The sequence below is a fragment of the Exiguobacterium sp. SH4S7 genome, assembly GCF_004336795.1.
Taxonomy (GTDB): domain Bacteria; phylum Bacillota; class Bacilli; order Exiguobacteriales; family Exiguobacteriaceae; genus Exiguobacterium; species Exiguobacterium aurantiacum_A.
This window is the reverse complement of record NZ_SJUT01000007.1, coordinates 65637-81025: the sequence shown is the minus strand read 5'-3', so window position 1 is coordinate 81025 and position 15389 is coordinate 65637. Positions and strand designations below refer to the sequence as shown.

13 protein-coding genes are annotated in these 15389 nt (G+C 49.6%); 10 read left to right on the top strand and 3 right to left on the bottom strand.

The genetic code is table 11. The features are described from left to right. Positions 1-171 precede the first annotated feature (171 nt). From EVJ29_RS12825 to EVJ29_RS12795, 8 genes are all read left to right on the top strand, one after another. Complete coding sequence (locus EVJ29_RS12825) at positions 172-1647, top strand: TIGR02677 family protein (RefSeq protein ID WP_131505204.1); 1476 nt, start codon at positions 172-174, stop codon at positions 1645-1647. Then, positions 1644-2801 (top strand): TIGR02678 family protein, encoded by a 1158-nt coding sequence (locus tag EVJ29_RS12820; RefSeq protein WP_131505203.1) that lies wholly within the window; start codon positions 1644-1646, stop codon positions 2799-2801. Before EVJ29_RS12825 ends, EVJ29_RS12820 begins: the two co-directional genes overlap by 4 nt. Further along, complete coding sequence (locus tag EVJ29_RS12815; protein WP_161567358.1) at positions 2798-6892, top strand: TIGR02680 family protein; 4095 nt, start codon at positions 2798-2800, stop codon at positions 6890-6892. Before EVJ29_RS12820 ends, EVJ29_RS12815 begins: the two co-directional genes overlap by 4 nt. Continuing rightward, on the top strand, positions 6889-8169 hold the full coding sequence (locus EVJ29_RS12810) for a TIGR02679 family protein (protein WP_131505201.1): 1281 nt from the start codon (positions 6889-6891) through the stop codon (positions 8167-8169). The genes EVJ29_RS12815 and EVJ29_RS12810 overlap by 4 nt, the downstream gene beginning before the upstream one ends. After that, on the top strand, positions 8169-8510 hold the full coding sequence (locus EVJ29_RS15585; RefSeq protein WP_236633543.1) for a restriction endonuclease: 342 nt from the start codon (positions 8169-8171) through the stop codon (positions 8508-8510). The genes EVJ29_RS12810 and EVJ29_RS15585 overlap by 1 nt, the downstream gene beginning before the upstream one ends. Positions 8511-8639: 129 nt before the next feature. After that, positions 8640-9191: a restriction endonuclease gene (locus EVJ29_RS15580; RefSeq protein ID WP_236633542.1), complete on the top strand. Its 552-nt coding sequence runs from the start codon at positions 8640-8642 to the stop codon at positions 9189-9191. A 23-nt stretch (positions 9192-9214) separates the two neighbouring features. Beyond that, positions 9215-9508, top strand: coding sequence for a hypothetical protein (locus EVJ29_RS12800; protein ID WP_131505200.1), 294 nt, complete (start codon positions 9215-9217; stop codon positions 9506-9508). Between the two features lie 271 nt (positions 9509-9779). Beyond that, positions 9780-10343, top strand: coding sequence for a YdeI/OmpD-associated family protein (locus EVJ29_RS12795; RefSeq protein WP_131505199.1), 564 nt, complete (start codon positions 9780-9782; stop codon positions 10341-10343). Positions 10344-10547: 204 nt separating this feature from the next. On the opposite strand, the gene EVJ29_RS12790 is transcribed toward EVJ29_RS12795, so the two are convergent. From EVJ29_RS12790 to EVJ29_RS12780, 3 genes are all read right to left on the bottom strand, one after another. After that, positions 10548-11255, bottom strand: a complete 708-nt coding sequence (locus tag EVJ29_RS12790; RefSeq protein WP_131505198.1) for an ABC transporter permease — start codon at positions 11253-11255, stop codon at positions 10548-10550. Next, the gene (locus tag EVJ29_RS12785; protein ID WP_131505197.1) at positions 11252-12100 is read right to left on the bottom strand and encodes an ABC transporter ATP-binding protein; all 849 of its coding nucleotides are present in this window, start codon (positions 12098-12100) and stop codon (positions 11252-11254) included. The genes EVJ29_RS12790 and EVJ29_RS12785 overlap by 4 nt, the downstream gene beginning before the upstream one ends. Positions 12101-12231: 131 nt before the next feature. Next, the gene (locus EVJ29_RS12780; protein ID WP_131505196.1) at positions 12232-13218 is read right to left on the bottom strand and encodes a LytTR family transcriptional regulator DNA-binding domain-containing protein; all 987 of its coding nucleotides are present in this window, start codon (positions 13216-13218) and stop codon (positions 12232-12234) included. Positions 13219-13340: 122 nt separating this feature from the next. On the opposite strand from EVJ29_RS12780, the gene EVJ29_RS12775 reads away from it, so the two are divergent. Both EVJ29_RS12775 and EVJ29_RS12770 read left to right on the top strand, forming a co-directional pair. After that, complete coding sequence (locus EVJ29_RS12775; RefSeq protein WP_131505219.1) at positions 13341-14990, top strand: DUF2075 domain-containing protein; 1650 nt, start codon at positions 13341-13343, stop codon at positions 14988-14990. Further along, positions 14987-15295 (top strand): nucleotide pyrophosphohydrolase, encoded by a 309-nt coding sequence (locus EVJ29_RS12770; protein ID WP_131505195.1) that lies wholly within the window; start codon positions 14987-14989, stop codon positions 15293-15295. The genes EVJ29_RS12775 and EVJ29_RS12770 overlap by 4 nt, the downstream gene beginning before the upstream one ends. The last annotated feature ends 94 nt before the right edge of the window (positions 15296-15389 follow it).

Genomic DNA, 15389 nt, shown 5'->3' with positions numbered 1-15389 from the left:
ACTCCTTTTAAATATTCACTTTTGCGAGCTAAGGATTCTTATCCCTAGCTCGTTTTTGTTGAACCCATCACAAAACCGTTCATCCTCTTCCAAAAATAGGAACTTCCTATTTCCGCTCTAACAGATCTGTATTATGCTTAATCATGGAGATTAGCTGAGAGGAGCAACCGCATGCAATCAGGTCTACAAAAGAAGATTAAAGAAGCCACGTATTTGACGGCGGAAAAAGCGTGGAGCTACCGTCCGATTTTACGTTACTTCTACATCCAACATGAACGGATGCGTGAATTTTTATATCCGGAAGAGATTTACGAGTATTTAAGTCAGTACATAGAATTTCAAGAATATACGATGGACGGGTTGCATCAGGATTTGGAGTCGCTCGTCAAATGGGGCAATTTGATCGCGAGTCAAGAACACCGGAAGGCGAAGACGATTGAAGAATACAAAAAGAAAAGTTTCCGTTATCAATGTACGCCATACACGGTCGAGTTCGAGCGGATGATGGTCCAACTCGAGCAACTAGGTGACAGTTTCGGCGGCTCACTCGAGAAGACGCAGTTCGAGCGGCTCTATCACGTCCTCGACGCCATCGAGAAAGCAAACGGACAGTCCGACGCTGAATGCGCCCAGCTTTGGGAAGACGCAATGCTCTACTTCCGCCAAATCACGCAAAACACGTCGGACTATATCGCCTACATCCATAGTGAGAAAGTCGTTGACAAGATGAAGACGGAAGCGTTCCTCGTCTATAAGGACCGCTTCACGACGTATTTACGCGACTTCATTATCGCCTTGCAGAGGACGGCGATGCAAATTCAGGATTTGCTGACGTCGCTTACAACGAAGCGGCTCGAGCCGTTCTTCCAACAAGTTGTCCGGCACCAACATCAGGCGTTCCGGTTCGAAGAAGACGACATGGACCCGATGATCGACTTAGTCGAAAAATGGCGTAACTTGAGAGCGTGGTTCCTCGGGACGACGCATGGCGAGAGCGAGTTTGAACGTCTGCAAGAACGGACGAACGAAGCCATCCGCCGCATCACCCGGATGGTCCAACGAATGAGCGAACGGCATCAACAGTTCCGGAGCCGGCGCCGTGATTACGAACATTTGGCAAAGTGGTTCGATGGGATCGATACGATTGAAACGGCCCATGAGTTGTCCTCGGTCGTGTTCGGCGTGTTCCACACCCGACACTTGTACGGAGATGAAGTCCCGACCGACGACATGTACGTCGACATTTGGGACGAGACACCGATGCGGCACGAGACGAAACCACGGACGACGAAATATAAAGAATCGACGAAAGCCGGTGCCATCATCGACCGGTCTGAGAAGATCGCGGAGATGCGCCAACTTCATTTGAAGCAACTTGAAGAAGAGAAAGAAGCGATCGAACGATACATCGAAGCGGGCGTCATCTCGATCAAAGCGCTCCCGGTCATCGAGCCGCACGTGCGGAAGCTGTTATTGTCGTGGCTCGGTAAAGCGATGGTGCGGGAAGATCGGGTCGTCAAAACGGAGTATGGCCGACGCGTACGGGTGACGCTCGAGGAAGAGCGTGTCATCCTGCGAGCGACCGACGGATCACTTGAGATGCCGAACGTGGAGTATCACTTTATCGATGAGGAGGTGACGTCATGAGTGAGGAAGCAAAAGTAGATGAACGGATGCTTGAGGCGCTCGGGATTCTATTCGAACAGTTTTGGGTGTTGCGAGCGGAGCAACCGCTCGTCTACCAAAAAATCCGTGAACGTGAACATCAGTTGAAGCGTTACGTGACAGAGAAGTTCGGCTTCGATTTGATCGTGCATCAACATTTCATCAAACTCGAGAAGCTCCCGGTCGAACCGAAGCCATGGATGGGCATCCAGGCGTTCACCGAACCGATGGATTACGCCATTTTCTGTTGTGCGCTAGCATTTACGGAGAGCAAGTCGGTCGATGAGCAGTTCTTGCTGTCCCATATCACGGAGGACGTTCAAGAGATGTACCCGGGCGACTTGCCTCTCGACTGGACGAACTACCGTCATCGCAAATCACTCGTCCGCGCGCTCAAACAACTCGATGAGCTGAAGTTGATTCGAGCGGTCGATGGGGATGTCGACTTGTTCGCGACGAGCGAGACGGAAGAAGTGTTGTATGAAGTGAGCGTCCACGCACGCTACTTCATGCGGTCTTATCCAGATGACTTGTTCAACTACGAGACGATTCAAGACATCTTAACGAGTGAGTGGAGTCGTCAAAAAGAAGATGAGCGCCGGAAACGAGTGTACCGCAAGCTCATGTTCTCTCCAATCGTGTACCGAGAATCGAAAGACGACCCCGACTTCGCCTATATCCGCAATTTCAGGAATCGGCTCGGGGAAGAGTTCGAGAAGTTCACCCCGTTCCGGTTAGAAGTATTCAAAAATGCGGCCATGCTCGTCTTGCCCGAGCAAAAACAACGCTACACGTTGTTCCCAAACCAAAAAGGGATCACGGGTGCCGCCTTGCATGTGGCAGACCATATCAGGAAACGTGAACTACCGATCAATGAGATGGGCGAGATCCGGATCACGTTGCTTGAATTTGAACGAATCGTTGAGGCGGTCCAGCTTGAGTGGGGACCGGGCTGGGCGAAACAGTACCGGGAAGACACACCGAAAAAAGTAGCAGCAGAACTCGTTTTGCTCCTACGTGAATGGGAGTTCGGATACGTGGAGGCGGATTCAGGGATCCTTGTCATCCAGTCCGGGTTCGGTCGCACGACAGGATATTATCCAGAAAAATTCGTAGAGGAGTTGGCGAACAAATGAGGGCGCAAAATCGCTGGCAAATGAACCGGGCAGGCTTGCTCAATTTTTGGTATTACACAGAAGAAACGTTCGATTTCTCGGACGGGAAGTTGTTGCTTCGAGGCAGTAACGGCTCGGGGAAATCCGTGACGATGCAGAGCTTCCTGCCCGTGTTACTCGACGGGAAGAAGTCACCGGACCGGCTCGACCCGTTCGGTTCGCGAGCGCGCAAGATGGAAGACTACTTACTCGGTGAAAAAGAAGTCGTCGACCGGGAAGAGCGGACGGGCTACTTGTTCATCGAATACAAGAAGGCCGAGACGAATCAATACGTGACGACAGGGATCGGGCTCCAAGCAAAGCGTGGGAAGCCACTCAAATTCTGGGGGTTTGTCATCACGGACAATCGCCGCATCAACATCGACATCGAGTTGTATAAACTCGACCGCCAAGGGACGCAGACGAGTAAGATCCCGTACTCGCGGGTCGAACTTGAACGGGTCATCGGGGAAGGTGGGAAAGTCGTGACGACGCAGGGTGAGTATATGCAGCTCGTCAACAAGTACGTCTTCGGCTTTGAGTCGATCGACGCCTATGAAGAGTTGATCAAGCTGCTCATCCAGTTGCGAAGCCCGAAACTGTCGAAAGACTTCCGGCCGACCGTCATCTACGAGATTCTCGAGGCGGCGTTGCCACCGTTGTCAGATGACGACTTACGCCACTTGTCCGACACGATCGAACAGATGGACCAGACGAAGCAACAACTCGAGCAGCTCGAACGTGAGCTCATCGCATTGCAGAAGTTGAGTCGAACGTACGATGCATATAACGAGCGTCACGTGGCCGACCTCGCCGTCGAGTACCGGATCGCGACCGAACGAGAGACGACAGAAACACAAGAACTCCACGAGTTACGTGAACTCCAAGCGTCAAGGGCGCGTGAGGTCGAGACGCTGAAACAATTGATTCAACAACTCGAGCAAGACAAAGCGACGGCCGAACGTCAGCGCCAACGTTTGGCGTCCCACAAAGTTTGGAACTTAGAAGACGAGTTGAAGAAAGAAGGGAAGACGTTACAGCGCATCACGGCCGATTATCAGCGTCAAGACGAGCGGCGAACGAAGACCGCTCAAAAAATCTATGATACGAAACAGCGCCAAGACGAAGAGCAGTTGGTCCATCGCGCCACGCGTCAAGCGATTGACGGACTGATCGAGGATATGGAGTACGACGCGGAACAGGCGGCGTTCGACCGTCATGAGTTGAACGTCTCCGACTATCGACGCTTGAATCAAGACTTCGACTTCCTGACGTGGAAACAAGAAGTGGTCGAACATACGAATCGCCTCGGCAAAGTAGCGGAAGGGATGCGGGCGCTCGAAGAGACGAAGCAAAAGCTCCAAACGGAAAACAAGCAACTCGCCGACGAGCAACAAGCGCATGATCAGAAAAAGCACGAACAGAATGATTGGAAGAAGACGTTCGAACAAGACCTCGAGCGTCATCTCGCAGACGTGTATAGCTGGACCGAGGAGCATCCTGAGTTTGACGTCGAAGGAGAGACGGTCGGACAGATCGAGCGCACGCTTCGAAACGACTATGACCCGTCGACGTATGAGGATGTGTTGCGTCTCGTTCAACCACATGTGGTCCGTTACCAGAACCGACTGCGCGAAAAAGTTGCTTTGAAGAAAGCGGCCGAACAGGCGATCAATACAAACATTCAAGACGTCGAGACGACGCTTTCTGAATGGAAAGCGAAGACTGATCCCGAACCAGCCATCGATCCGATGACGAAAGCATACCGTGACCAGATGCGGGCCGACGGCGTCGTCTTCGCGCCACTATATGCGCTCGTCGAGTTCGTGGACGGGGTGGATGTAGACATTCAAAAACGGATCGAAGCGGCGTTGATTGACAGCGGGATGTTAGACGCCCTCATCACCGAGGCGGATGTCACATACGACCGGGTCTTGTTGCCGGCGCCGCAGATGATGGCACACACGTTAGCCGATTATTTGAAGCCGAGCCCGGGAGATACGGGAATCGCTTCAGACCGGATCGACGACGTGCTTCGCAGCGTCCTCATTGGCGACGGTGAGACGTCGATCCGAGAAGACGGGACGTATCGACTCGGACAATTGAAAGGACATGCGGTGCCGGTCGAACACGTTCGTTTCCTCGGACGCGTTGCCCGGAAACGTTATCGTGACGAGAAGATTGAACAGTTAAAGTATGAGATTGAACAACTTCAACTCGAGCGCGTGACGTTACGTGGTGAGCAAGCGGAGTTGCGCCAACAAATCGAGTTGGCTGACGCGGCATGGGACGTGTTTCCGTCCGACCGCGATCTGCGAATGAGCCACCAAGAGATTCAAAAGGTCGGATTTGAGATCGAGAGCCTGGAGCGACGTTGCCGGCAGATTGAAGACATGTTGAAACAGACGAGTGAGCGTTTCAACGTGTTGAAGCGTGAAGTATATACATTGGCCGAGCCGTTCGAACTAGAAAAGACGCAATCCGCGTTTGAGCAAGCGAAGCGGGCGATGGTGAATTATAAAGATTTATTACTCGAGACGCATCGGGAGCACGACAATGCGGTCGCGTCGAACAAACGGCTCGTAACGATTGAAACGACCATCGAGGAAGCAGAAGAGGACATCCTCGAACTGATGGGTGAACTGAACGAGCTCGAGGACGGGATGGAACGGGTTCAAAAAAATATTGCTCAAATCGAGGACCAACTGGCGAAAGAAGGCGCCGACGATATCCGTCAACAAATCCAAGACGTCCAAGCGGAGTTGGCAAGAATTGAACGTGAACGGAGCCAGTCACTACAGCTCGTCGCGACTCGACAAGCACAACTTGAGACGGACGCGACCAAGCTAAACGATAAGAGTCATAGCCATACACTGTCGAAAGCGATGCGGCAAGCATGGGAAACGGCGCTTAAAGCGGAGTGGAGACGAGGTGTCGTCTCACTCGACGTGGACGGAGACGATCCCGAAGCGTTGTCTCGAACGATTGAAGCAGTGTACGGGAAACGACTTACAAGTAGCGCATCAAAAGCCGACGAACTTTTATCAAAAGCGTTCTTCGACCAACAAAATGATTTGATGGAATACCAGATGCGAACCTTCAAGGAAGAGCTATCACTTGAATTGTGGATGCAGGGCGTTGACGACCGCTTCAGACGAGAAGTCGAAACGTGGCAACAGAAAACAGCCCGCCGTATCATTTCGCTCGACTTGCGTGGCCAACAAGCGAGCCCGCAGGCGGTCAAACGAACGGTCGAGGAGGAATTAGCACGGCAAGAGAGTATTTTGAAAGAGAGTGATGAACAGCTGTACGAAGAAATTCTTTTTAAATCGGTCGGGACGAAGCTCCGCTCCCGAATCCGCCGCGCCGAACAATGGACCGAGAAAATGAACGCGTTGATGGAGAGCCGGAATACGTCGTCCGGTCTCACGTTCTCAATCAAATGGCGACCGCGTACGGCGGAGAGCGAGGAAGAACTCGACACGAAAGACTTGGTCCATATTTTGAAACAAGACGCGAAGCTGTTAAAAGACGAAGATTTCGAACGGATCACGACCCATTTCCGGTCGAAACTGAGTAAAGCGAAGCAGATGATCAAAGAAGACGGGGACGGACAGACGCTCCTGCAAGTGCTTCGTGAAGTGCTCGACTACCGGAAATGGTTCTCGTTCGTGTTGTACTTTGAACGGACGAATGAACCGAAGCGCGAACTGACGAATAACAACTTCTTTAAGTTCAGCGGCGGGGAGAAAGCGATGGCGATGTATATTCCGCTCTTCACGGCATGCTACTCGCGTTATCAAGAGGCGGCCGATACAGCGCCGTATATCATCTCGCTCGACGAGGCGTTCGCCGGGGTCGACGAGAATAACATCCGCGAGATGTTCGAGATTGTCGAGCAGCTCGGCTTCGACTACATCATGAACTCACAAATTCTGTGGGGGGATTATGATACGATTTCGTCGCTGTCGATTTGTGAGCTGTTGCGCCCGAAAAACGCCGACTACGTCACTGTCCTCCATTACGTGTGGGACGGGGAGAAACGGCATGCGAAAGAAGAGACATTGTTATGAAGCCGTTGGTCGAAGAAGCCGTACATTATTTCAAAGCGTCGACAGGATTCTCGCGTCTGTTTGAACAGTTCCGGAAGAAATATGCATCGCTCGGGAAAGTAGGTGGATCGGTTTCGATTCAATCGTTTAAAGATGATGAACTCTACGCGATCGCCCGTTTCTTCGGAGACGACGTTGCATCGATCCAGTTGAAAAAAACGTTGACGCTTCGAGCGTTCGAGAAAAAACTGCAGACGACAAAATTTGAAGGGGTGACGTTATTCGAGTTACTTGAGGCGTATTTCGGGGAGTCGCTCGTAACGAAACAAGAAGCGCTTGTCCAAATCGAAGGACAGCGAGCGGAACGTTTTCGTGAGCTCGCGCTGACGTACCCACAACTTGGCTATTGGTTCACCCACATCGAACAAAAGTCAGCCGATACACATTGGATCAATCGAATGCTTGGAACGGATCAGTTTGATCTGTATTGTAGACAGCTGACGCAAGCACTAGACGGGGTGCCGCTCGATTACGAGCGGCTGCCGGTGTTTGGGCAACGTATCGTCGGGAATCCGCATGCGTTCGACCGGACGAATGATTTAGGGCGACTGTTGATTCACGCACTGCACGTCAAACGTGGGCAAGGTGGTCCGCCACCGAGCGACACGGAGCGGGTAAACGAACTGTTGCTTGAGTACAAACTACTTCGGGACGACATCACGAACTATGTGTCGTGTGCAAATTTAGCGGCCGACAGTAAGGGTGTAGAACATGCGATGTGGCAAGGGGCACGAGCGACACACAGTGTCTTGAACGTGCCGATGCGGGAGTTGTTGAACGTTGACCGGATTTATCCGAGTCATGGGAAAACGGTGTGGATTGTTGAGAACTCAGGAGTGTTCTCGAGTTTACTCGATGACGTGCCGAATGCACCGTTCGTTTGTACGCACGGACAGTTCAAACTCGCGGCCTATCGGTTGTTGGACGCACTTGTCTCTTCAGGTTGCCAGTTGAAGTACGCCGGAGATTTTGATCCGGAAGGACTGCAGATGGCGGCACGGTTGAAAGAACGTTACAACGACAAGCTCGACTATTGGTGTATGGACTTGGAGAATTATGTGGCGTCCGAGCCGAGTGTTGAAATGTCAGCAGAACGATTGGTGAAACTTGAACGGGTGACGGATGCTGAGCTGCAAGACGTCGTGGAAGAGATGAAGCGGAGAGGGAGAGCGGGGTATCAGGAGGCGTTGATGGAAACGATGGCAATACATTTAAAAATGGGAAGGGACGATGTGTGATGAACAAACCGATTTGGTTAGTACGAGCTGGGAGAACAGGGCATCAAGAAAATGCGGCACTTGAACACAATTTAGTTGCGATCGGGTGGGAGGACTTAGGGGACCTGACTGACATTGAGGATAGGGACGAATTGATTGAATTATACGAAGAGACTTACTTAGAAGATAAGGCACGAGCAATTAGCAACATGGCTAATCAAATTTGGCGTTTTGCCAAAGAGATTCAAATCGGAGATTATGTCGTGCTTCCGTTAAAGACAGAACCGGTCATCGCTATCGGTCAAGTGACAGGACCATATGAATTCAATACAAAGATTACGGACGAAGTAAGGCATATTTGAAGAGTGAAGTGGCTGACGACAGATATGCCACGAACTCGCCTAGATCAAGATTTGCTGTATTCCCTTGGTGCATTTATGACGGTATGTCGGATTCAACGAAATGATGCTGAAATAAGAATTCCAAATGCATTGCAACGTTACAAAAACGGTGTGGATTCGCTTTCTACTCCACCGATTTCTGATGTCGATGAGGACGAAATAGTCGATTTAGAAGCAATTGGTCGTGACCAAATTCGAATTCTCATCGAACGAGAGTTTGCCGGACACCGATTGCAAGACTTGGTCGCAGCCATTTTAAAAGTAGAAGGGTTCCAACCGGTTGTTTCTCCTCCAGGTAAAGACGGGGGCGTCGACATTTTGGCGGGGAAAGGTGTTCTTGGCCTTGAAGAACCGCGTATTTGCGTCCAAGTAAAAGCGACGGTTTCACCGGCTGGGATAGATGTAATCAACAGTTTGTTAGGTGTGGTAGCAAGCTATGGTGCGACGTACGGATTGGTCGTCTCACTAGGAGGTTTCACGAAAGACGCTCGCAATAAAGCGAAGGAACAATTCTTTAAAGTACGTCTATGGGATTCGGATGATCTGATCGAGGCGTTGCTCCGTGTATATGATGAACTGGACGAAGAAATGCAGGCTTCTTTGCCTTTGAAACGAGCATGGGTGACTGTTCCGGGAGAATGATACGCTAGAGGGAGTAAGAAAATATGAAAAGACAAACGTCTATCATCGTTGTGACTGGTTTATTGTTGTTAGCTGGTTGCGATGGTACTGATAAGTTTGGAGCCAATGCCGATCACGCTTCTGAGGAAAAGCAATATCAAGAGTATTTAGAGATGGTAGAAGAGTTAGAGGGTCTTCGAGAAAGAAATGCGGAGTTAGAAGAGGAAGTTTTCAACTTAACGGAGTATCGAGATAGTCGTGAAGATGCGTACGAGTACTTCTGCGAGTACGGATACGATGAGATTAGTGAATCAACGTATAATGAGTTGTGCCAATAAAAAATTCTTATACGGACAGTAATACTCATCAATAATACTATCTAAAGCCATTTCATAAGAATTATGGAGTGGCGTTTACCCTAATCGCGGATTAATCAATGTGAATACGCAGCATGAAGATGCACTGCCGTTCGTGTAATCCGATGTTGTGATGGTTTGATGAGATCAGAAATTAATCATGAGCAGTGTCCAAACGGGCATTGCTTTTTGTTTACCCTCTATCCCTGTACATAAGATAATAAAGAAAAGGTTGAGAGGGGAGAGAACACGCATGGAAATTGAACAGGTCCTGCGATTTCAGCATCGGAACGACTTTCGAAAATGGCTTGAAGCACATCAAGACGAACAATCGTTTTGCTGGGCCATCCTCAGTCGGAAGGGTAGCAGCGATGGACTATTATATTTAGACGCCGTGGAAGAAGCGTTATGTTTCGGATGGATTGATGGGATTGCTAAAAAAACAAAGGAAGATGAATTAGCGCAACGGTTTTCGCCAAGAAGGAAGAAAAGTAATTGGACCGAACTGAATAAAGAACGTGTCCGCAGGCTCCAACGATTAGGGTTGATGACAGAGAGCGGGATGCGTGTTCTGCCTGATATGCGCAACGAATCGTTTGTCATTGATGAAGAAATAATCGAACGCTTGAAAGAGGAGATGCAAGTGTACGAACACTTCATGGGATTCCCTGAGTTGTATCGCCGCATCCGCATTGATACGATTCAAAGTGTTCGTCAAGATCGCGATTTATATGTGAAACGACTTGATAAGTTTATCGAGAAGACAAAAGCTAACGAGATGTATGGGCAGTGGAATGATGGGGGGCGTTTATCATAATGTATGATCAAATTTCTAGGATTGTTGTTATCCATCAGTCTCGCGTACTGGGCCATTGATTATGGGATTCACGATGAGGGGTTAGGATTTCATAGAAAAGTTCCATTGCTTACCGTGTTACCTGCGTGCTTATCCTACATGTTTCTCTATGAAGTTGATTTAAAAGAACGCTTCAACAAAAGCGACGAGTAATATCGTCGCTTTTTAGTCTGTCTGTTTCCGGTTATACATGACAATACTGCCAACAAATACGACAAGTGCCCAAGCAGACAGAATCACAAGCTCCACCCATGTAGAACCAAGTCCAGCCCCAGACTCAATCTGAAACGCAAGATCGATTAACACGACGTTCGGTAAGTAGTCGAGAAGGCCGATGATCGCGAACCGGTCTTCGTACACTGACAACATCGGTGAAAACGAGAAGAAGAAGAACGCTGGCATGACGATGAGCGAAGCTTCCATGACCGTCTTCGTCATCAATCCGAGAATCGTCCCAATCCCGATATAAAAGAACGTCGAGACAATCAATACGAGTGAGATGACGAATAGGTTCGCAGGGCTGTAGCCCATGATGAAGGCACACGCCGCAATGAGGATGAGCGTCGTCACGAACGTGAGCGCACTCTTCCCGAGCAAGATGTCGAGCGTGCTCGCTGGCGACAACATCAACCCACGGAGCGTGTTCTTCTCTTTCTCTTCGGCAATCAAGGCGCACTGGACGAACGTAGCGACGAGACTGAACGTGATGTTGATGACGAAGTACGTGATGTCGATGCCTTCTCCGCCGAGCTGTGAATAGAAGACGGCGAAGAACAACGGCATAATCAACGTCGAGGAGACGAATAAGTTCCGCGACAAGTCTTTGTAGTCTTTCTGGAAAATAGCGAGTGCCCGTTTCATTGAAAATGTCATGATAGTTTCCTCCCCGTCACTTCGATAAAGATGTCCCCGAGCGTAGGCTCGTTCGAATGGATGGCCGCGATGTTTTGGTCGCGCATCTGTTCATGGAGCCAATCGGCCCCGTCTTTCCCTTGTTTCAAGTCAACCGTCTCCCCGTCATGCAGTTCGACGCGCATCGATCCGTTCGCGTATTTCCGGCGCAATACTTTCGGCGCGTCGAGCAATTGGATTTGTCCTTGATGCAAGAAAGCGACGCGGTCGCACAGTTCTTCAGCCTCGTTCATATCATGCGTCGTCAAAAAGATGGTCGTCCCTTTTGCTTTCAACCGCTCAATCCCTTTATAAATGTGTCGCGAGTTGACCGGATCGAGCGCGGACGTGGGCTCGTCTAAAAATAACAGCTCCGGTTCATGTAGTAGCGCCCGAGCGAGCGTCACCCGCTGCAACATCCCGCGTGAGAGCGCCGCGATGCGTTTTTTGCGTTCACCTGATAAGTTCACCATTTCTAGTATTTCATCGATGCGTGTCCGCGGCTCATCGTATAAGTCGCAATAGAGCTGTAAGTTCTCTTCGATCGAGAGACGTGTGTAGAGGCCGCTGTTATCGGTCAACACGCCGATCCGCTTCCGATACTGTTCTTGTTTTAACTCGGAGACCGGGACACCGAACACGGTCGCGTCACCTGACGTCTGGGCGAGTTGTGACGTCAAGATTTTGATCGTCGTCGTTTTCCCCGATCCACTCGGTCCGAGAAAGCCGAACACCTCGCCTTTTTTTACAGAGAACGTCACGTCCTGTAGCGCCTCTTCATTGCCGAACAACTTTTTCAATTGATTCACTGTAATGATATCCTGCATCGCTCGTTCCTCCTTGTTGATGTCGTCTTGCTTGCTTACATCATATCGAGAGGAAAAGGCGGACGCATTAGAATGGCGATAAACGGTGCTTTTTGAGGAGCGAGTGGAGCGAAGGAGACGGTGAATGGAGCTTATTTCAGCCCGATCATCGTCTTCAATTCGGCCATTTTCGTCTTTGAGAGCGGAATGGTCGTCTTCTCGGCATCGTCTAAGACGAGACTAAAACTGTTTTTCGTATACGTGATGACTTCTCGTACCCGTTGTAGGTTGACGATGTACGACCGGTGGCAGCGGAAGAAGCCGTAAGGAGTCAGACGCGTCTCGAGTTCGTTCATCGTGAAGACGCTCGGGAACTGTTCGGATTGGCTATGCAACATGGATTGTCCGTCCTGGCTTTCGATGTAGTCGATTTCTGGCGGGTCGAGCAAGACGATTTTCTCGTTCACTTTCGTCGGAATCTTTTCGAAGCGGACGTGCATGACGTCAGGCGTGACATCTTTGTTCGCATCCGGTTCATCAGGTTCGACATCGAGTAGGCGCAAGTGCCGGTGGTCGATGCGATAGACGGTCGATGTAACGAAGAGGGCACTCTCCATGTTGCTCGTCAGAAGCAGGATCGTCTTTTGTTGCTGCTTCAGTTGCATCAAGACGGTCGCGAACAAATGCCGTGTCTCTTGGTCGACGTTCTGATCCGGTTCTTCGAGGATGTAGATGTCCCGATTATGTAAGAGGAGCGCGGCGTATTGGACGCGCCGGACGAGCGACAGACTGAGTTGGTTCAATCGTTTGTTCCGGTAAGGAGTGAGTTGAACGGTTTGAAGGACGGCATCCAGCGATTCCGTCGATTCGTAGAGCGTGTGTGTGAAACGCAAGAATTCCTCGACCGTCAGCCGATCATATAAACCGTCACGGATAGAGAAGAGCGAAAGCGTACGATTTTCTGTATCGATGGTTCCAGAGTAGGTCGCATACTTGTCGGTCAGTAGCGCGAACAATATTTCCCGGGAAGTGACGCCGCAGTGAATGGCCGCGATTTCACCCGGGTTGATCGTAAACGAGATATTTTCAAGGATGAGTGTATCTTGTTGGCGAACAGAGACGTTGTCGAAAGTAAGCACCAAATCCCTCCCTTTTTAGTTGGAGTATACCATTGATTCAAAGAAGACTTGAGTAACGAATTGGAATAACACTATGCTAAACTGGAGATAATTTGAAATTAGATGAGGGTGGGCCGGTGACTATGATCGAAGTCGTTCCGTTAGCATTTGAAAAGAATAGTCTAGACGCGATTGACCGGACGGCTGACTATTTGAACTATCCGGTCATTTACATCCTGAACGGACAAAAAGAAGCGTACATCGGGGAAACGGTGCATTTCCAAAAACGGATGAAGCAACATTTGAAGCTGAAGCAGGCAGAACGCAAGAATGTGGACCAAATCAATCTCGTGAAGCACGAGACGTTCAATCGGTCGGCCACGTTTCATCTCGAGACGAAGCTGATCAACTACTTCCTAGGTGATGAGAAGTACGCGTTACAAAACAAAAGCAAGATAGCGAGTGACTTCACGCATAACTACCACAATAAATCGTTCTATGACGATCAACTGTTTCCTGAATTATGGAGCGCGTTACATGAGAAGGGACTCGTTCGGAATGAACTTCATGCCATCGAAAACAAGGACATTTTTAAGCTGTCACCGTTCAAAGAGCTGTCGCTCGAACAAATGGAGTTGAAGGAGCGCGTGCTCGAGTTTTGCGAGACGCGAATCGATAAGGCAAAACCGGAAGACATGTATGCGGATTTGTATGTCATTGAAGGCGAGGCGGGCGTCGGCAAAAGCGTCGTCCTCAGTTCAATCTTCAATACAATCCAAGCCCGGACGAATGAGGCGGGCTCAAAGCTGCATCAGACGGAGAACTATTTGGTCGTCAATCATGAGGAGATGCTGAAGACGTATAAAGGGATTGCCAAACAGGTCAAACATTTGAAGGCGGGCCATTTTGCGAAACCGACGCCGTTACTGAACAAACTAAAAGATAAAAAAGTTGATATCATCTTGGTCGATGAGGCGCATCTTCTATTGACGAAGTCAGATGCGTACAACAACTTTCGTGCGGATAACCATCTCGAAGAATTGATGAAGGTGGCGAAAGTCGTCATCGTCATTTTCGACCAACATCAAGTATTGAAGTTGAAAAGCAAGTGGAATCAAGGTCTACTAGCTGCATTCAAACAGAAAGCAAAGCATGCGGAGACATATCAGCTGACGAATCAATTCCGGATGCAAGCGAGTGAAGAAGTCATCGAATGGATCAACGCCTTCAAAGACAAGCGCATCCAGGCATTCCCGGAGTCAAACGATTATGAGTTACGCGTGTTTGACACGTTAGAACAGATGCATCAGTTGATCGTGCAAAGAGATAAGGAGCATGGACTCAGCCGGGTCGTGTCGACGTTTGATTACCTTCATAAGAAGGACGGTGAGACGTATTACGTCTATGAGTCGAATGGGGCATACAAGATGCCGTGGAATACGACGGGTGGCAAGACGACGTGGGCCGAGAAGTCAGAGACGATTGCGGAGGCTGGATCAATCTATACGATTCAAGGCTTTGACTTGAACTATGTCGGGGTCGTTTTAGGTCCGTCGGTAACATACGATCATACGGAAGAGTGCCTAGTGATCGACACGAATCTTTATAAAGATACAGGAGCATATGCCGGGATTGACGGCATCGACAACGTTGAATTGGCGAAAGAACAAATCGTCTTGAACTCGATTAACATTTTGATGAAGCGAGGCGTTCAAGGGCTTTATTTGTATGCAAGCGATGAAGCGTTGCGACAGAAACTGTTACATATTCAAAGAGAGAAGGTACAGACATGAACGAAATACAACGACTGATGGACAAAGTGATCGAATTCCGAGACGAGCGCGATTGGGCGTTTCATCATAATCCGAAAGACTTGGCGTTATCGTTGTCGCTTGAGGCGAGCGAACTGTTGGAGCTGTTCCAATGGGTGTCGAGCGAAGAAGCGCTCGAGACGAAACACGTCGAAATGAAAGAAGAGCTCGCGGATGTCCTCATTTACGCGCTGACGTTCGCCCATGCGGCAGGAATTGATGTGTCGCAAGCGATTGAAGAGAAGCTTGAGAAAAACGCGGTGAAGTATCCGAGTCCGAACGCCTAAGTTGCAATCGACCGATTAACCTTGACCATTATTTTCACTACTTGTTGATATGAAATCGGATAAAGTGGTGAAAGAACAAATATGGAGAGGGTTA